The 18110-nt window shown below is 59.2% G+C and carries 19 protein-coding genes; 8 read left to right on the top strand and 11 right to left on the bottom strand.

What is annotated here, in order from left to right:
- Window positions 1-82: 82 nt before the first annotated feature.
- The gene (gene gmhB, locus ACMGF9_RS04475) at window positions 83-646 is read right to left on the bottom strand and encodes a D-glycero-beta-D-manno-heptose 1,7-bisphosphate 7-phosphatase (protein WP_015378880.1); all 564 of its coding nucleotides are present in this window, start codon (window positions 644-646) and stop codon (window positions 83-85) included.
- Window positions 647-835: 189 nt separating this feature from the next.
- On the opposite strand from gmhB, the gene metN reads away from it, so the two are divergent.
- The 6 genes from metN (at window position 836) to proS (ending at window position 6430) form a co-directional block, all read left to right on the top strand.
- Window positions 836-1867, top strand: a complete 1032-nt coding sequence (gene metN, locus ACMGF9_RS04470; RefSeq protein ID WP_004932012.1) for a methionine ABC transporter ATP-binding protein MetN — start codon at window positions 836-838, stop codon at window positions 1865-1867.
- Window positions 1860-2513 (top strand): methionine ABC transporter permease MetI, encoded by a 654-nt coding sequence (locus tag ACMGF9_RS04465; RefSeq protein ID WP_004932010.1) that lies wholly within the window; start codon window positions 1860-1862, stop codon window positions 2511-2513. Before metN ends, ACMGF9_RS04465 begins: the two co-directional genes overlap by 8 nt.
- A 39-nt stretch (window positions 2514-2552) precedes the next feature.
- The gene (locus ACMGF9_RS04460) at window positions 2553-3368 is read left to right on the top strand and encodes a MetQ/NlpA family lipoprotein (protein ID WP_004932008.1); all 816 of its coding nucleotides are present in this window, start codon (window positions 2553-2555) and stop codon (window positions 3366-3368) included.
- A 114-nt stretch (window positions 3369-3482) separates the two neighbouring features.
- The gene (rcsF, locus tag ACMGF9_RS04455) at window positions 3483-3887 is read left to right on the top strand and encodes an Rcs stress response system protein RcsF (protein WP_004932006.1); all 405 of its coding nucleotides are present in this window, start codon (window positions 3483-3485) and stop codon (window positions 3885-3887) included.
- A complete protein-coding gene (tsaA, locus tag ACMGF9_RS04450) occupies window positions 3884-4591 on the top strand; it encodes a tRNA (N6-threonylcarbamoyladenosine(37)-N6)-methyltransferase TrmO (RefSeq protein WP_411748754.1) in 708 nt (235 codons plus the stop codon). The genes rcsF and tsaA overlap by 4 nt, the downstream gene beginning before the upstream one ends.
- Before the next feature lie 120 nt (window positions 4592-4711).
- Window positions 4712-6430, top strand: coding sequence for a proline--tRNA ligase (gene proS / locus ACMGF9_RS04445; protein ID WP_075685478.1), 1719 nt, complete (start codon window positions 4712-4714; stop codon window positions 6428-6430).
- 60 nt (window positions 6431-6490) lie between these two features.
- Here proS and nlpE read toward each other — a convergent pair whose 3' ends face one another.
- Genes nlpE through ACMGF9_RS04430 form a run of 3 tightly spaced genes read right to left on the bottom strand, consistent with a single transcriptional unit; the run spans window position 6491 to window position 8169 of the window.
- Entirely contained in the window at window positions 6491-7174 is a 684-nt protein-coding gene (nlpE, locus tag ACMGF9_RS04440) for an envelope stress response activation lipoprotein NlpE (RefSeq protein WP_004932000.1), read from the bottom strand.
- A 29-nt stretch (window positions 7175-7203) separates the two neighbouring features.
- Window positions 7204-7617: an alternative ribosome rescue aminoacyl-tRNA hydrolase ArfB gene (gene arfB / locus ACMGF9_RS04435; protein ID WP_004931997.1), complete on the bottom strand. Its 414-nt coding sequence runs from the start codon at window positions 7615-7617 to the stop codon at window positions 7204-7206.
- Between the two features lie 3 nt (window positions 7618-7620).
- On the bottom strand, window positions 7621-8169 hold the full coding sequence (locus ACMGF9_RS04430; RefSeq protein WP_015378883.1) for a YaeQ family protein: 549 nt from the start codon (window positions 8167-8169) through the stop codon (window positions 7621-7623).
- 214 nt (window positions 8170-8383) lie between these two features.
- On the opposite strand from ACMGF9_RS04430, the gene ACMGF9_RS04425 reads away from it, so the two are divergent.
- Entirely contained in the window at window positions 8384-8584 is a 201-nt protein-coding gene (locus tag ACMGF9_RS04425) for a YaeP family protein (protein ID WP_004931993.1), read from the top strand.
- Window positions 8571-8834 carry a Rho-binding antiterminator gene (rof, locus tag ACMGF9_RS04420; protein WP_004931991.1) on the top strand — a complete coding sequence of 88 codons (264 nt, stop codon included), beginning with the start codon at window positions 8571-8573 and terminating at the stop codon, window positions 8832-8834. The genes ACMGF9_RS04425 and rof overlap by 14 nt, the downstream gene beginning before the upstream one ends.
- 50 nt (window positions 8835-8884) lie before the next feature.
- On the opposite strand, the gene ACMGF9_RS04415 is transcribed toward rof, so the two are convergent.
- From ACMGF9_RS04415 to ACMGF9_RS04385, 7 genes are all read right to left on the bottom strand, one after another.
- A complete protein-coding gene (locus tag ACMGF9_RS04415) occupies window positions 8885-9199 on the bottom strand; it encodes a c-type cytochrome (protein ID WP_004931989.1) in 315 nt (104 codons plus the stop codon).
- Window positions 9199-10530, bottom strand: a complete 1332-nt coding sequence (gene tilS, locus ACMGF9_RS04410; RefSeq protein ID WP_351006120.1) for a tRNA lysidine(34) synthetase TilS — start codon at window positions 10528-10530, stop codon at window positions 9199-9201. Before tilS ends, ACMGF9_RS04415 begins: the two co-directional genes overlap by 1 nt.
- 56 nt (window positions 10531-10586) lie before the next feature.
- Window positions 10587-12038, bottom strand: a complete 1452-nt coding sequence (gene dtpD / locus ACMGF9_RS04405) for a dipeptide permease DtpD (RefSeq protein WP_021505644.1) — start codon at window positions 12036-12038, stop codon at window positions 10587-10589.
- A 68-nt stretch (window positions 12039-12106) separates the two neighbouring features.
- A complete protein-coding gene (cadA, locus tag ACMGF9_RS04400; protein ID WP_004931982.1) occupies window positions 12107-14245 on the bottom strand; it encodes a lysine decarboxylase CadA in 2139 nt (712 codons plus the stop codon).
- A gap of 95 nt (window positions 14246-14340) precedes the next feature.
- Window positions 14341-15684: a cadaverine/lysine antiporter gene (gene cadB, locus ACMGF9_RS04395; protein WP_414160555.1), complete on the bottom strand. Its 1344-nt coding sequence runs from the start codon at window positions 15682-15684 to the stop codon at window positions 14341-14343.
- A gap of 370 nt (window positions 15685-16054) precedes the next feature.
- Window positions 16055-17611: a lysine decarboxylation/transport transcriptional activator CadC gene (gene cadC / locus ACMGF9_RS04390; RefSeq protein WP_015378886.1), complete on the bottom strand. Its 1557-nt coding sequence runs from the start codon at window positions 17609-17611 to the stop codon at window positions 16055-16057.
- Window positions 17612-17700: 89 nt separating this feature from the next.
- The gene (locus tag ACMGF9_RS04385) at window positions 17701-18090 is read right to left on the bottom strand and encodes a VOC family protein (protein ID WP_015378887.1); all 390 of its coding nucleotides are present in this window, start codon (window positions 18088-18090) and stop codon (window positions 17701-17703) included.
- Between the last annotated feature and the right edge of the window lie 20 nt (window positions 18091-18110).

The raw sequence follows: 18110 nt of genomic DNA, 5'->3' as shown, positions 1-18110 counted from the left end.
GCATTATAGGGAGCCGGTTCAGAATGACAAGCGATAATATGCATTTTTTATCTGACCGCTCACTATTCATGCGTAACGCCTATTAAACCCGCTTTTTGATGGCTGCCGGCAGGTCCGCCAGGCTATTTAGCACCCAATCGGCCAGCTTTTCACCCTGCTCCGTCACCGGCTTGCCGGTACGCACCAGCACCTTGGTGCCGACGCCAGCCGCGATCGCCGCCTGCATATCTTCCGGTTTATCACCCACCATATAAGAAGCGGCCATATCGATGTTCAATTCCTGCTGCGCTTGCAGCAGCATGCCCGGCTGCGGTTTACGGCAGTCACAGACCTGACGATACTCTTCCACTACCGCCTCCGGATGATGCGGGCAGAAATAGATGCCGTCGAAGTCGACGTCGCGATCGGCCAGCGACCAGTCCATCCACTCGGTCAGGTACATAAACTGGTCTTCGCTGAACTTGCCGCGCGCAATGCCCGACTGGTTGGTCACCATCACCAGCGCGAACCCCATCTTTTTGAGTTCGCGACAGGCGTCAATCACGCCGTCAATAAAGTGGAAATTGTCGATTTCATGGACATAACCATGGTCAACGTTAATCGTACCGTCACGATCGAGAAAAATTGCTGGAACGCTTTGTGTCACCGCTTTGCTCCTGAGGGGCTGAATACGCTGACAAGTATCGCATGTTTTACCCCGCACTGAGAACGCCGGAGAACGTCGCTGGTCGTTGACTTAGACGTCTAGACGCCTTAACATCTGAGTCATACCTTGGTTCCACGCCGAGGTTTACTTTTATCTAGCCACGGGCAACCACGCTAAAATAAGAAGAATATGATTAAACTTTCTAACATCACTAAAGTGTTCCAGCAGGGTTCGCGCACCATTACCGCGCTCTCTGACGTGACCCTTCACGTCCCTGCCGGGCAAATCTATGGCGTTATCGGCTCTTCCGGCGCCGGCAAAAGCACGCTGATCCGCTGCGCCAACATGCTTGAGCGCCCTACCTCCGGCCAGGTGCTGGTCGATGGCCAGGATCTGACGTCTCTGTCGGAAAGCGAACTGACGCGCGCCCGTCGCCAAATCGGCATGATCTTCCAGCACTTCAACCTGCTCTCTTCCCGCACGGTGTTCGGCAACGTGGCGCTGCCGCTGGAGCTGGACAATACGCCGCGCGCCGAGATCAAAAAGCGCGTGACCGAACTGCTGGAGCTGGTCGGCCTGGCGGACAAACACGACGCCTATCCGGCCAATCTGTCCGGCGGCCAGAAACAGCGCGTGGCGATCGCGCGCGCGCTGGCCAGCAATCCCAAAGTGCTGCTGTGCGACGAAGCCACCAGCGCGTTGGATCCGGCCACCACCCGTTCCATCCTGGAGCTGCTGAAAGACATCAACCGCCGTCTGGGTCTGACCATTCTGCTGATCACCCACGAAATGGACGTGGTGAAACGCATCTGCGACCAGGTCGCGGTCATCAGCCAGGGGCAGCTGATCGAAAAAGACAGCGTCAGCGAAGTGTTCTCACACCCGAAAACCCCGCTGGCCCAGCAGTTCATTCAGTCCACGCTGCATCTGGATATCCCGGACGACTACGCCGCGCGCCTGTCGCCGGAGCGTCAGGGCGACCGCCAGCCGCTGCTGCGCCTGGAGTTCACCGGTCAGTCGGTCGATGCGCCGCTGCTGTCTGAAGCCGCTCGCCGCTTCAACGTGAACAACAACATTATCAGCGCCCAGATGGATTATGCCGGCGGCGTGAAATTCGGCGTGATGCTGGCGGAGCTGCACGGCAGCGACGAAGACGCGCTGGCGACGATTAAGTTCCTGCAAGAAAATCAGGTAAAAGTAGAGGTTCTGGGTTATGTCTGAGGCAATGATGTGGTTGATGGCGCGTGGCGTGTGGGAAACCGTCATGATGACCTTTGTCTCCGGCTTCTTCGGTTTCGTGCTCGGCCTGCCGGTAGGCGTGCTGCTGTATGTCACCCGCCCGGGGCAGATCATCGCCAACAATTCGCTGTATAAGATCCTGTCCGGGCTGGTGAACATCTTCCGTTCCATTCCGTTCATTATCCTGCTGGTTTGGATGATTCCGTTTACCCGCATGATCGTCGGCACCTCGATCGGCCTGCAGGCGGCCATCGTGCCGTTGACCGTGGGCGCCGCACCGTTCATCGCGCGCATGGTGGAAAACGCCCTGCTGGAAATCCCGTCCGGCCTGGTGGAAGCCGCGCGCGCCATGGGCGCCACGCCGATGCAGATCATCAAGAAAGTGTTGCTGCCGGAAGCCCTGCCGGGCTTGGTCAACGCCGCAACCATCACCCTGATCACCCTGGTGGGTTACTCCGCCATGGGCGGCGCGGTCGGCGCCGGCGGCCTGGGCCAAATCGGTTACCAATACGGTTATATCGGTTATAACGCCACAGTGATGAATACCGTATTAGTATTACTGGTAGTTTTGGTTTATCTGATCCAATTCTGCGGCGATCGCATCGTCAAAGCCGTTACCCATAAATAATTTCACCGCATATTAATGCGAGTCTAATGAGGAAGGGATATGTCGTTAAAATTTAAATCCATCGCGGCAATTGGCGCACTGATCGGCACGCTGGCTCTGGCGGGCTGTGGCCAGGATGAAAAGAATCCGAACCACATCAAGGTCGGCGTGATCGTCGGCGCTGAGCAGCAAGTGGCTGAAGTGGCGCAGAAAGTGGCGAAAGAGAAATACGGTCTGGACGTTGAACTGGTCACCTTCAACGACTACGTGCTGCCTAACGAAGCGCTGAGCAAAGGCGATATCGATCTGAACGCCTTCCAGCACAAGCCTTATCTGGATCAGCAGATCAAAGACCGCGGTTACAAGCTGGTGCCGGTCGGCAACACCTTTGTTTACCCGATCGCCGGTTACTCCAAGAAAATCAAATCGCTGGACGAGCTGAAAGAAGGTTCGCAGATCGCACTGCCTAACGATCCGACCAACCTGGGCCGTTCGCTGCTGCTGCTGCAGAAAGTCGGTCTGATCAAGCTGAAAGACGGCGTTGGCCTGCTGCCGACCGTGCTGGACGTGACCGAGAATCCGAAAAACCTGAAGTTGGTTGAGCTGGAAGCGCCTCAGCTGCCGCGTTCTCTGGACGATCAGCAGATCGCGCTGGCGGTGATCAACACCACCTACGCCAGCCAGATCGGCCTGACACCGGCGAAAGACGGTCTGTTCGTGGAAGATAAAGACTCGCCTTACGTCAACCTGCTGGTTGCGCGCGAAGATAACAAAGATGCGGAAAACGTGAAGAAATTCGTTCAGGCCTATCAGTCTGACGAAGTTGACGCGGCCGCCAACAAAATCTTCAACGGCGGAGCGGTGAAAGGCTGGTAAGCGCTTATTCACCCATTTTATTCCTATAATTGCAAGACGGGCCAAGGCCCGTCTTGTTATTTCCGCCATAGCTTGCTTCAATAGCGCCACTTTCATTAAGGCAGAGGAATCTCAATGCGTGTTTTACCTCTCTGTTTGTTAGCGCTCGCGCTGGCCGGATGTTCATCGCAGCGTATCGCGCCGTCCTCAACAAGCAGCACCAGCAAGCCGACCACCACCGCTCCGGCCAAGACCACGCCGGCCGCCCGCCCCGCTCCGGTAAAACTGTACAAAAGTGCAGAAGAGCTCGTGGGCAAGCCGTTCCGCGATCTGGGTGAAGTGTCCGGCGAATCGTGCCAAACCACCGTGCAAGACTCTCCACCGAATCTGGCCACCGCCCGTAAACGCATGCAAATCCGTGCGTCTTACATGAAGGCCAACGCCGTGCTGCTGCACGACTGCCAGATTGTCAGCGGCGTCGCCGGTTGCTATCAACAGGCCGTTTGTCAGGGCTCGGCGCTTAACGTCTCGTCCAAATGACCGAATTCGTTTTCGAGCAGATCGGCGTGATCCGCTCGCCCTATAAAGAGAAATTCGCCGTGCCCCGCCAGCCGGGGCTGGTCGAAGACGGCGGCGGCGAACTGCTGCTGCTGCCGCCTTACAACCAGGCGGAAGCGGTGCGCGGCCTCAGCGATTTCAGCCATCTGTGGGTGATGTTCATTTTCCATCAAACCATGGAGGGCGGCTGGCGCCCGACGGTGCGTCCACCGCGTTTAGGCGGCAATGCCCGCATGGGCGTGTTCGCCACCCGCTCCACCTTCCGCCCCAACCCGCTCGGCATGTCGCTCATTGAGCTGAAGGGCGTGCGGGTGAAAAACGGTGAAGTGGCGCTGGAACTGGGCAGCCTCGACCTGGTCGACGGCACCCCGGTGGTGGACATCAAGCCTTATCTGCCGTTCGCCGAGAGCCAGCCGCAGGCCCGCGCCGGCTTTGCTCAGGCCGCGCCCGCCGGCGATATGCCCGTGCGTTTCGCACCGCAGGCCGAGCAGCAGCTGCAGCAACATCAGGCGTGCTACCCGCAATTAAGGCGTTTTATCAGCCAGGTGCTGGCGCAAGACCCCCGTCCCGCCTATCGTAAAGGAGAGGACATCGAACGGGATTACGCCGTCTGGCTGTTGGATTTCAACGTGCGCTGGCGCGTCGTGGACGGCCACACCGAAGTGTTGGCGCTCGACCCGCGTTAAAATTCCGCCGCCTCTCTTTTGGCGACCCGCTCGCGCTGGTAAACTAAACCACTTTTGTCACTTTTGGCCGCCACTCTGGCAGCCCGATGCAATTTGCAGTTCTAACGGAACCAAAACACCATGCGTACTAGCCAATATCTGCTCTCCACTTTGAAGGAGACACCTGCCGACGCCGAAGTGATCAGCCACCAGCTGATGCTGCGCGCCGGGATGATCCGCAAGCTGGCCTCCGGTCTTTACACCTGGCTGCCGACCGGCCTGCGCGTTCTGAAAAAGGTTGAAAACATCGTTCGCGAAGAAATGAACAATGCTAACGCGATCGAAGTTTCCATGCCGGTGGTTCAGCCTGCCGATCTGTGGCAGGAAAGCGGCCGTTGGGAGCAATACGGCCCCGAGCTGCTGCGCTTCGTCGACCGCGGCGATCGTCCGTTCGTGCTGGGCCCAACGCATGAAGAAGTGATCACCGATCTGATCCGCAACGAGATCAGCTCGTACAAGCAGCTGCCGCTGAACTTCTTCCAGATCCAGACCAAGTTCCGTGATGAAGTGCGCCCGCGTTTCGGCGTGATGCGTTCCCGTGAGTTCCTGATGAAGGATGCCTACTCCTTCCACACCTCACAGGAGTCTCTGCAGGAGACTTACGACGCGATGTACGAAGCGTACAGCAAAATCTTCAGCCGCATGGGCCTGGATTTCCGCCCGGTGCAGGCGGATACCGGCTCGATCGGCGGCAGCGCCTCGCACGAATTCCAGGTGCTGGCGCAGAGCGGTGAAGACGATATCGTGTTCTCCACCGGTTCCGATTTCGCCGCCAACATCGAGCTGGCGGAAGCGGTCGCGCCGGCAGAACCGCGCGCTGCAGCCAGCGAAGAGCTGCGCCTGGTGGATACGCCGAACGCCAAAACCATCGCCGAGCTGGTCGAGCAATTCCAGCTGCCGGTGGAAAAAACCGTGAAGACGCTGATGGTGCGCGCCACCGAAGAGAGCGGCCACAAGCTGGTCGCCCTGCTGGTGCGCGGCGATCACGAACTGAACGAAGTCAAGGCCGAGAAGCTGGCGCAGGTTGCCGCGCCGCTGACCTTCGCCACCGAAGAAGAGATCCGCGCCATCGTCGGCGCCGGCCCAGGCTCGCTTGGCCCAGTCAAGCTGCCGATGCCAGTGGTAGCCGATCGCAGCGTAGCGGCGATGAGCGATTTCGGCGCCGGCGCCAACGTTGACGGCAAACACTACTTCGGCATCAACTGGGAGCGCGATCTGCCGCTGCCGCAGGTGGCCGATATCCGTAACGTGGTGGAAGGCGACGCCAGCCCGGACGGTCAGGGTACGCTGCTGATCAAACGCGGCATCGAAGTGGGCCATATCTTCCAGCTCGGCACCAAGTACTCGGAAGCGATGAAAGCGACCGTGCAGGGTGAAGACGGCCGCAACCAGGTGCTGACCATGGGTTGCTACGGCATCGGGGTCACGCGCGTCGTGGCCGCCGCCATCGAGCAGAACCACGACGAACGCGGCATCATCTGGCCGGACGCCATCGCGCCGTTCCAGGTGGCGATCCTGCCGATGAACATGCACAAGTCATTCCGCGTGCAGGCGCTGGCGGAAGAGCTGTACAACACCCTGCGCTCCCACGGCATCGATGTGATCCTCGATGACCGCAAAGAGCGTCCGGGCGTGATGTTCGCGGATATGGAACTGATCGGCGTGCCGCACTCTATCGTTATCGGCGATCGTAACCTCGATAACGAAGAGATCGAGTACAAGAACCGCCGCGTCGGCGAGAAGAAAATGATCAAAACCGGCGAAATCGTTGATTTCCTGCTGGGCCAGATCAAACGCTAAGCGCCGATCGCCAGAGAATAAAAAACCCGCCTAGGCGGGTTTTTTTATATCCGAAACGCGTTACTTGCTGCTGCAGCTTTTACTGCGGTCGAACGCGATCTTGCCGTCCGGCACCACCGCTTTTTCAATCTGCCCCTCTTCCATCGACGGCTGCACGCTGAAGTGCGCGTTGAAGGTCAGGAACACCGGCTCGCCGGCAGTCTTATTGGCCTTGGCGTAACCTTGCTCCAGCGCGATGTTGTTATCCACCGGGAAAGTGATGCCGGTGGCGCAATCTTTGAACACCGCCGCGTCGGCCATATAGCTGTAGCTGCCTTTCATCACCATTGGCGTTTTAGGCAACGGCTTTTCGACCGGCTCCAGACGGTAATTCAGCTTGGACTCGATCGGCGCGCCGCTGCGATCCAGCATCTCCAGGCTCTTGCCCACCGGACGGAAGTAGCGTTTCTCGCCGGTGCTGTCGGTCAGCACCAGCTTATCCGCGGTGCGCGCCCATTTGCCGTAGTCGGCAAAGGTCTGATCGCCGTCTTTGCTGCCGCGATAGGTTTCCTGCAGCACGAAGGTGCCGTCTTCATCCAGGAACAGCGCCGTATCCAGACCGCCGCAATCGGCGCAAGGCAACACCCCTTGATAACTCTGCGGCATCGCCTGCAGCGGTTGTTCCTTCGGTTGATAATGATTGTTGCATCCCAACAACGAGAGTGCGCCTGCCGCCAAGAACAGGGCTATCGTAATTTTCTTCACAGTTATTCTCCTACTGTGTTCATGTATTCCTAAGTGCGAACCTTGCCGCGCAGCGCCTTGGTGGCGCCTTTACGCGTCTTGCCTTCCAGGCGACGCAGTTTCGCTCCTTTCGTCGGCTTGGTCGCCTTGCGCGTTTTTTCCACCACCATCGCCTGCTGAATCAACGCGACCAGCCTGGCCAACGCCGCTTCGCGATTCAATTCCTGACTGCGATACTCTTGCGCCTTGATAATCACCACGCCATCGGCGGTAATTAAATGATGATTCAGCGCCAGCAGCCTTTCCTTATAATACTCTGGCAGGCTGGATGCCCGGATGTCAAAGCGCAAATGGATCGCCGTTGAGGTTTTGTTCACGTGCTGGCCGCCCGCGCCCTGCGCGCGGATCGCCGTCAATTCCAGCTCATTATCCGGTATGGCGACGTTTCTTGACAGTTCCAGCACCGGTCACACCTGCGCCCGCTGCCACTCGGCAAACTGGATTTCCAGACTATTCTGAGCATCGGACAGCCAAATAGTTCCTTCCTGCAGCGTCGCCTGCAGCGTCATGGTGCGGCTGGCCAGCGCCGTCAGCCGCGCCAGCTGCTCGTCGTCGAGGAAGCGTACGCTCAGGTTCTTGTAACCGGCCACTTTGCCCTGCATCGCCTGCCACCAAACGTGCGCGGCGCGCTCGCCGTAAGCGTACAACACCACGCGCGGCGACTGGTTGCAGGCCTTGCGAATGCGCTTCTCGTCAGGCAACCCCATCTCGATCCACATTTCCAGCCCGTTATGGTCGTTGCGCTGCCAGATCTCCGGCTCATCGTCGGCGCTCAGCCCTTTGGTGAACACCAGCCGCTCGTCGGCATGGCAGATCCAGGCCAACAGGCGCAGCATCATGCGCTGTTCATTTTCGGACGGGTGTTGCGCCAGCGTCAGCGTGGCGTCGTGATAGAAGTGACGATCCATATCAGCGATATTGACCGCGGCTTTATAAATGGTTGCTTTCAGCGCCATGGGTGACCTCGTTGTTATTCGGCGACAGTGTACTTGATCAGGGGTGAACGCCGCCAGCGCAGCCCGGCTCGGCGCAGAACGAAAGGCGTGTCGGGGTGCTGATAACTCCATAACAGCTGTGCTATAGTCGTCTAGGATAGGATAAAACTCCGAGAGCCTGCGCCTCATCGCGAGAGCGGTCTTGATGATGCAGAGGTTCTTAAGGGAGGAAACTGTGCAACAATACTGTGAGTTAGTACGCCGTACTTACGCCGAGATTGGCAGTGGAGATCTTGGCTACGTGCCTGATGCGCTGGCTTGTGCGTTAAAGGCATTGGACGATGTCGCAGCGAACGACGCGCTACCGTCCTCCGTTAGGGAACAGGCGGCCTTTGCCGCCGCTAACTTATTGGTGAGCGACTATGTTGATGAATGATGAGTACCAACCCATCAATTGCGATGACTACGACAACCTGGAACTCGCCTGTCAGCATAAACTTATTCTGAAGCTGGAGTTACGCGACGGAGAAGTGATCGAGGCCAAGGCGATCGACCTGCTGCAAAAGAAACGCGTTGAGTATCTGACCATCGAACAGAACGGCCAGCAGCGCGACCTGCGGCTGGACCATATCAGCAGTTTCAGTCATCCGGAAATCGGTACCGTGGTCGTCAGTCTGTCGGACTGAGCAGCGGTAACCCCATCCCAACAGGGCAGCCCAACGGCTGCCCTCGTCATTTACGGCTTCAGGCTGGCATAGTAAGCCGCCAGATCGGCGATATCGTCATCCGACAGCCCCGACACATAGGCCTTCATCACCTCGGCCTGGCCGCCGTTGCGCTCCCCTTTCTTATACGCCTGCAACGCGTGCTGCAGGTACATGGCGTTCTGCCCGGCCAGATTCGGGTACATCGGCACCGTCACCTTGCCCTGCGCGCCGTGGCACGCCGCACAAGCGGCGGCTTTGGCCTGACCGGCGGCCGCATCCCCCGCCGCCAACGCCGGCAGGCTGAACAGGCCGGCGGCCAACAGCGTGATCCCCACTAACTTCATCAGTGCTCCTCGCGATTATGATTTTTTTCCCAGCGCAGCCGCCACGGGCGTTCGCCTTCCGGCACCTGCCCCGCCTCACAGACGAATGCGCCCAAAGCAGCGATCAGCTGCTCATCATAATAAATCAACGGGATGCGATCACGCTGCCAGGGAGGGATCCCCAGCTCCTGCCACAGTTTTTTTATCGGCCGCGAATGGGCGCGCCCCACGATACGCACGGCGCCCTGCACGCCGCCGAAACGAATGCTGATCCGCTGCGCTGGCTGCGGCGCGCGTAGCGCCAGATCGCCCTCACCGGCAACCAACTGCCCCAACCCGTCCGGCAACGTCAGCGGCTCGTCAGGCCGCCAGTGCAGATGCACACCGCGCAGCGCCGCCAGCGGCGGCAGCAGGTGCAGTCGGCCACGGAATCGGCGGATCTGATAGGCGCCGAGCTGCAGCTGCGGTTCGGCGTCTTCCCGGCTGAGCGCCACCTCCTCCCACAGGCGCTGTAGCTGCTCACGCGCCGGCATAGTGACGTTAAACAACGCGATCCAGCGCCGCAACAAGGCGAAACGCCGCACCGGCGAACAGTCGGTCAGGCCGTCGATCGCCAATGAGCGGTCCGCCGCCAACAGGCTTTGCAGCGGTTCCGCCAGCAGTTCGTCCAGCAGCTGCTCCTGCTCGGCGCACAGGCTGGCGCTGCGCGCCACCGCCGAAGCGAAGTGCGGCCAGCGCTGGTTGAGCTGCGGCAACACCTGCAAACGCAGGAAATTGCGATCGAAGCGCGTGTCCTGATTGCTGTCGTCATCTATCCAGCTTAAGGCGTGGCGCTGCGCGTAGCTTTCCAGCGTTTGACGCGAGCAGCCCAGCAACGGCCGCAACAGCAAATGCTCGCCCAGCGTGGCGCGCGCCGCCATCGCCGATAGCCCCGCCGGCCCGCTGCCGCGCTTGAGCGCCAACAGGAAGGTTTCGCTTTGATCGTCAAGGTGTTGGGCGGTAAGCAGCGCTTCTCCCTCAACCAATGCTGCGCTGAAAGCGGCATAGCGCGCCGCACGCGCCGCCGCTTCGATGCCGCCCTGGCGGGCATCCACCTGCACGTGCGTCACCGTCAGCGGGATCCGCCACTCGGCACATCGGCTGCGGCAATGCTCCACCCAACGGTCGGCAAAGGCGCTCAGGCCATGATGCACGTGCAGCGCACGCAGCTGCAGCGCCGGACGTTGGCGGCGCAACGTCGCCAGCAGATGCAGCAGCACGCTGGAATCCAGGCCGCCGCTGAACGCCACCATCAGCCGCTGCTGCGCGCCCAGTTGGTCCGCTACCTGCGTCGTTAATTGATCAGTATCCATCGGTAGGCTTTGTCACTTCTACATAGCTGCACGTTAACCCCGCCTACCGCCATCAATCAAGCATTAACCGTCCGGGCCTGGCGTCGCGTCAGCAGCCACCAGCCGCCCAGCACCGCGATCACCGCCAGCGCGCACCCGGCCGCCCCCCAGCCGATCTGGGCGAAAATGCGGCCATACGCCTGCATCGCCGCCCCTTCGATGTGATCCTCGGCGGTCTGATTGGCGATGATGCCCGCCAGATAGTTGGCGATCGAACCGGTCGCCAGCATATAGATACCGGTCAACACGCCGGTGGCGCCGGGGATATTCAGCCGGGTGATCTGCGCCATCGCCACCGGATCGATAAACAGTTCGGCGAAGCCCATCACCGCCAGGCCGGCGATCATCAGCCCCATCGAACCCGGCCCGTGCAGCCGCGTATTGAGCGCCATCAGCATAAAGCCGACGCCGATCAACAGCAGACCGAAGGCGAACTTGCACCAGATGCGCAGCGTCCGGTCGCCCGCGCCACCGCCGCTCGCCAGCCAGGCCAGCGCCACGCCGCCCAGCATCACCGCGCAGGCGTTAACCGACTGGAACAGCGCGGTCGGCACCGTCCAGCCGAACCAGCGCCGGTCGACGAAGTGATCGATAAACAGGCTGATGGAGCTGCCGCCCTGCTGGGCAAAAGCCCAGAACAGCGTGCCCAGCAGCATCAGTACGATGATCTGCCACAGCCCCCGCCGCTGGCCGGCGTCCGCACGCAGCATAATGCGCGCCACCAGCGCCACCGCCGCCACGCACACCAACCCGAGCAAATAGCCGGCCCAGTCGCGTTCAAACAGCAGCGTGAAGAACAACGGCGACGCCAGCAACGCCGCCAGCAGCCATCCCCAGTGCGGCAGGCCCAGGCTTCTGGCGCGCATCAGCGGGGCATTCACGCCGCGGGTGTGGCGGAAATGGCGTCCGCCCAGCAGAAAAATCACCAGGCCGGCGAACATGCCGATCCCGGCCAACGCAAAGCCGACGTGCCAGCCATAGCGCTCGGCCGCCAACCCACAGGCGATCGGTGCCAAAATGGAACCGACGTTGCCGGCGGCGTACAGCAGCGAGAAGCCCCCTTCGCGGCGCGAGTCCTGCGCCGGGTAAAGCTCGCCCAGCAGGCAGCTGATATTGGATTTGAACAGGCCGTAACCGCAGATGATGATCGCCAGCGCCAGATAGAGCGACTGGGCGGAGACCGCGCTCAGGCCGAGCACGATATGCCCCAGGGTCATCAGCGCCGCGCCGGCGATCACCGCGACGCGGTTGCCCAGCAGGCGGTCGGCGAGCCAGCCGCCCAAAATAGGAGTGACGTAAACTAACGAAGCGTAAGCGCTGTAGAGATCGATGGCGTGGCTGTCGGTATAGCCGAGTTGGTGGGTCAGATAGAGGATCAGTAACGCACGCATGCCGTAAAAGCTGAAATATTCCCAAATTTGTATCGCTACGACATAGTAGATTGCGCGCGGCTGTGAGGGTGTTTTCATGGTGGTCTCCCATCAGTCGGTGAACGACAAAGGGGAAGCGCGAGCGCCTCCCCTGTTTTTGGCTGCGGTTATTTCGCCTTCAGCACTTTCACCCGATAACGTCCGTCCGCCTGACGGTAGGCGCCGTGAATGTCGGTTTCAAAGCCCGGATAATGCGCGCCGATTTCGCACAGCATCTGCAGGAACTCCAGCACCGGCCGGCTCTCTTCGGTCAGCATCTCGCCCGGCATCACCAGCGGCACGCCCGGCGGGTATGGCAGGATCATGTTGGCGTTGACCTTACCGACCATCTCTTCCAGATAGACCTCTTCCACTTCGCCGTGCAGCTCTTTCTGGAACGCCTGATACGGGTTCATCACCATGGTTGGTAGCACTTCGAATGCGCGGTACATCAGGTCCGGCAGGTTGTGTTGCTCCACCAGGCGGTGAATGTTCTGCGCCAGATCCTGAATGCGCATGTTTTCATAGAAATCAGGCGCTTCCTGATACAGCGAAGGCAGCATGTTTTTCACCCGCAGGTTCAGGTCGAACGAACGTTTGAAGTCGGTCATCGCGCGCAGCAGGCTGAGCGCCTTGGTTTTATCGATGCCGATGCTGAACAGGAACAGCAGGTTGTACGGCCCGGTTTTCTCGACGATGATGCCGCGCTCGTCGAGGTATTTCGCCACGATGCTGGCCGGGATGCCGAACGGCTGCATCTCGCCTTCCTTGCTCATCCCCGGCGTCAGAATGGTGACCTTGATTGGGTCCAGATACATGTGTTCATTGTCGATGTTCTTGAAACCGTGCCAGGCGCTGTCGGAGCGCAGCGGCCAGCATTCCGGCTCATCGATATGCTCCGGCTGCCAGACGTCGAAGAACCAGCCGTCGGACTCGACTTTCAGGCGTTTGATCTCTTTACGGAACTTGATCGCGCGTTCGATAGAACCGTGGATCAGGCGCTTGCCGGCGTTGCCTTTCATCATCGCCGCAGCGGTTTCGGTCGAGGCCACAATGCCGTAGTGCGGCGAAGTGGTGGTGTGCATCATGTAGGCTTCGTTGAAGGTCTCTTCGTTGATGTCGCCCTTCACGTGGATCATCGACGCCTGCGAGAAGGCCGCCAGCAGTTTGTGGGTGGACTGGGTTTCATAGATCACCTTGCCCTCCACGCGGCCGCCGCTCATGCCACACTTGCCTTTATAGATCGGGTGGAAATTGGTGTAAGGCACCCAGGCGGAATCGAAGTGGATAGACTTCACGTCCAGGGTGTTCTTGATAAAGTCGGTGTTGTACAGCAGGCCGTCATAGGTGGAGTTGGTGATCACCGCGTGCACCGGCCAGGTGGCGTTCGGGGTATCCTTCACGCGTTTGGCGATGGTGGCGCGCTGGAACTCGCTCTGCGGAATACCGCCGAGGATGCCGTAAGCGTTGCGGGTCGGGCGGAAATAGATCGGCGTGATGTCGCTCATCATCATCAGGTGAGTCAGCGACTTGTGGCAGTTACGGTCAATCAGCACCGTGCTGCCCGCCGGCGCCGAATACATGCCGACGATCTTGTTGGCAGTGGAAGTGCCGTTGGTGACCATGTAGCTGCGTTCGGCGTTGAACACGCGAGAAATATACTCTTCCGCCTCTTTGTGCGGGCCGGAGTGATCCAGCAGCGATCCCAGTTCAGACACCGAAATCGAGATATCCGACTTCATGGTGTTCGGGCCGAAGAAATCGTAGAACAGGCTGCCGACCGGGCTTTTCTGGAACGCGGTGCCGCCCATGTGGCCCGGCGTACAGAAGGTGTATTTGCCTTCGCGCACGTATTTGAACAGCGCCTTGGTCAGCGGTGGCAGGATGGTGTCGATATATTCGTCGGTATTCTGTTTGATCTTGGCGGCGATGTCGGTTGCCGCGCCGAGCGCATACTCGAAGAAGCGCACCTGCATGCGCAGATCGTTCAAGCTGACGTCCAGCGTCGAATAGGTGTTGGCGAAGGCGTACAGCGGCATGTACTCGTTCAGTTGGCTGATCTCTTCGCACAGCTCCAGGTTGTATTTGTCCCAGTCGAAGATCACCCCGCACAAGCGGGCGTTGTTCTCGATCAGTTTCAGCAGGTCTTCGCGATCGTTAGGGTAAACGATGCGGAAATCCAGACTTTCCAGCGCCTGATGCAGTTCACGGATAGGCTCTTCTTTAAAGTAGACACCCATGTGATTCATGATGGCGATAACGTTCATATGCATTTCTCCTGGCAAAGCAAGCCCCTTCCCGTCGCGGCTGACAGGTCGGAAAGAAAGGGGCTGGGTAAATTCAGTCGGTCAGCGGACGCGAATCAGTGCGCTTTGGCCGTGGTGTTTTCATCGACCGCCGCTGCGCTGGCAGCCTGGCGGGTATTCATTTTCCGGGCGTAGAACATCAGGATAATCAGGCTGATGATAAAGGTGCCGGACAGTTCGAAAGAGTTGGCGCCCATCAGCGCGATGAAGCAGAAGCCGCAGCCGCACACGGAAGCGATCAGGCTCAGCAGGTTGCGCACGTTGACCCCTTCAAAGCGGATCAGGTCTACGCAGGAGTAGAAGTAAGGCAGCATGGTCAGCAGCACCGCGATACCGGTCAGCTCGCCGAACAGGTCGGACGCTTTGCCGCCGGCGGAGCTCATCAGGGTGATCAGCACCATCAGCGCGGTCATTTTGCAACCGGCCAGCAGCAGGCCTTTCTTCGGAATGCCGTTTTTATCCAGCTCGCCGTACACTTTCGGGAAGTTGCCGTCGTTGGCGGCGCGCACCCCGGCCTGGCCGACCAGCATCATCCACGAACCGAGCGAGGTCAGGCAGGCGAAGGCGGTGAAGGCGGAAACCATCGGTGCGGCCCAGTTGCCCATAATCGCCGAGGCGCTGATGGCGAACGGCGCGCCGCTGGCGGCCATTTCAGACGCCGGGAACATGCCGCTGATCACCTGGGTGGCGGCGATGTAGATGATGCCCGCCAGACCGGTGCCGAGCATGGTCGCCAGCGGTACGGTGCGTTTCGGGTTTTTCACCATGCCGGTGCTGACCGCCGCGGATTCCACGCCGATGAACGCCCACAGGCACAGCAGGATACTTTTGATGACCGCATGGCTGTCGGCGGTGCCGGAGGTATTCCAGTTAGCCTGGTAGGTGGCGGCGTCAAACCAGTGCCAGCCGAGGGTGGCGGTCACGATCACCGGGATCAGCACCAGCACCAGGCCCAGGGTGGTCAAACGGCTGACCCAGGTTCCGCCCAGCATGTTAACGAAGGTGAAGACCCACACGATGGCGATACAGGCGATGCCGGCGGGCACCGGGTTGTTCAGCGCCGGGAAGAAGGTGGAGAGATAAGAAACGGCGGTAATGCCGATGGCCAGGTTACCGATCCAGTTGGCATGGTAATAAAGCACGCCGGTCTGGAAACCGAAGGCCGGGGAAATTTCACCGGCGTAGGCGATAGGGCCGCCCTGCTGTGGGTTTTTGGTGGCGAGGCGGGCATACACATAAGCCAGCGACATCGCCCCGATAATCGAGATCACCCATCCCCAAATGGCGATGGATCCGAGACTCGCCAGGTTGGCGGGCAATAAGGCAATCCCGCTCCCCATCATATTACCGGCGACGACGCCGGTGCAGGCAATAAGCCCTATTTTCTTGGGTGAAGCCATGGTCAGTTTCTCCTGATTTACGTTTCTTATAAGCCACGCCCATAAATAAAAGATTTTAATGAGCCGGCTTGATAGTCAGGATGCTAACCATCGGGGGGAATAAAGTCCTAAAGATAAAGTGAGATTACGCTCATGATCATACAAATGATAACCTGAGGTTTTTTATTAACACATCAAGATAAAAAGACAGGCTAAAGAAAAGATAAACATCATTTAAAAACAAAAAGATGACAAGGTTAATAACGCATAACAAATGGCAAAAAAGAGATAATATCGCGCAGCAAAATAATACATTCATGCAACATGACTTCACCAATAAATAACGCCGCCATGATCCCCGAAGAATAAGAGCGGCGTGATATTGGGTTAATTATTGGCGCTGATAGTTATTTAAATAAGGCACGACGTTGGTCAATGACGTCTGGAATACGCCATTGGTGATCCAATGCAAGGTATCCTCACCGGGGCGAAGATTGAAGGCGGTAATATAAGAGTCGGCCGCCAAATGATTCTGCCCCTGCATTTCATACACCTTGCCCAGCAGCACATAATTCAGCCACGACATTTGCAATTCAATCCCCAGATCGATCGCCCGGTGCGCCTCGTCAATGCGCCCCTGCGTCAAGGCATCTACCGCCAGAACCTGCTGCATAATCGGCGTGTTCTTCAATTCGGGGATCGTCGCCAGATGGCTGATATCGGCGCGCAGTTGCCCCAAGGCCGGGCTGTCGAACGGTTGATAAGAATTGCGCAGCAGATCCACCAACGCTTTTTCAGCCAGCAGATAGCGGAAGTTCGGCGCGCTGTTAATCAGCTCGCTCAGCTGGGCGCTGGCGCGGGTCAACGAATCGGCGTCACCGCGGATCAGCAACTGATGCGCCTGGTAGAAACGCTGCAGCAACGGCCCGTTGTCCGGCAGCAACTGCGCCAGACGCTGCTCCAGCTGTGGCGGCCAAGGCTGCTTCAGCGCCGCGGACAGGCTGGCGAGGAAGTCGGTCTGGATCTTCAGCTGGTTATCGGCGGTGATGAAGTAACGCTTGTCCAACATGATCGAACTGTCGGCGTTATCCACCAGCCGCACGGAGAGGAAACACTGCTGGGCGCGGTAGTGGCGCTGATTGACGAACTCGATATACAGCGACTTGCCCGAGTTGCTGGGGCCGGAATAGTTGTAGTTGGTCTGGTCGTGCACCAGGAAGGTCGAGTAAGTGTTCAACGAATCGGTAATCAGCTCGCTGACGCCCACCACATAAGAGAGCTGCGGCATCCAGTTGCTGCAGCTCTCGCCGCCCTGAATGCGGATATCGATATCGCGCGGGTTGAGCAGCACCGGCATGGTCGATACCGGCACGCGCTGCGACAGCGTGGCGATGCCGACAAACGCCACGCAGACGCTTAGCGCACTCAGAAACGCCAGCCACACCCAGAACGTCGAGCGGCGATAAAAATGTGGCTTCTTCTCGCCGGGCGCGGCAGCCGGCACGCTTGCCCGGCGCGGCGGCACATAGGGCGTATCCTCTTCATCATCGCTGCCGTCTTCCGGCTCATGCATGATCACCGCGATCTGCGGCGCCGGTGCAATCGCGGGTTGTGTCTCCCCCTCTTCACACCAGATCACCGACGTCGCCAGCTTATACCCGCGCTTGGGCACGGTGATAATGTATTCCGGGCTATCGCTGTCGCCGTCTTTCAGGTACTTGCGCAGCTCTGAAATACATTGGGTCACCACGTGGTTGGTGACAATATTGCGCTTCCAGACGTTGTCGATCAGCTCGTCGCGGCTCAGCACCACGTCGGGGTGCCGGGCGAAATAGCACAGCATGTCGATCAGGCGCGGTTCCAGCGTTTTCTGGCGACCATCGCGGCTGATGGTGTTGTCGGCAGGAGTAACCAGCCACTCCCCGACGCGAAAAGCAGGCTCTTGCATGGCGGAAATAACTCTGTAGGCATGTAGGGCAAGGGCGCGATCATAGCATAACCGCCCCCGGCTGTGGCCGCCGGGAGGCGATTAAGCCGTTAACTCTCGTATAATTCTAACGGTAAACCATCGGGATCGCTGAAAAAGGTAAAGCGGGATTGGGTGTAGGGATCGACACGCACCGGTTCGCAGGCAACGCCGGCCGCCTGCAGATGAGCGATAGCCTGATCGATGTCGTCGACGCTGAACGCCAGATGGCGCAGGCCGCAGGCCTCCGGGCGGCTGACGCGAGCCGGCGGCGAGGGGAAAGAAAACAGCTCGATGGTGTATTGCCCGTTGAGCGCCAGATCCGCTTTCCAGGAGCCGCGCTCCTCACGGTAGACTTCGCTCAGCAGGGTAAACCCGAGAATGTCGCAGTAAAAACGCTTGCTGGCGGCGTAGTCCGCGCCAATGATCGCGATGTGGTGCACCTGACGTAATGCCAGCATAGAAACCCTCTCCTGTTCAT

This window comes from Serratia sp. BNK-23, assembly GCF_047456145.1.
GTDB lineage: Bacteria > Pseudomonadota > Gammaproteobacteria > Enterobacterales > Enterobacteriaceae > Serratia > Serratia nematodiphila.
The sequence above is the reverse complement of the archived record's forward strand: the minus strand, read 5'-3'. Positions and strand labels throughout refer to the sequence as shown.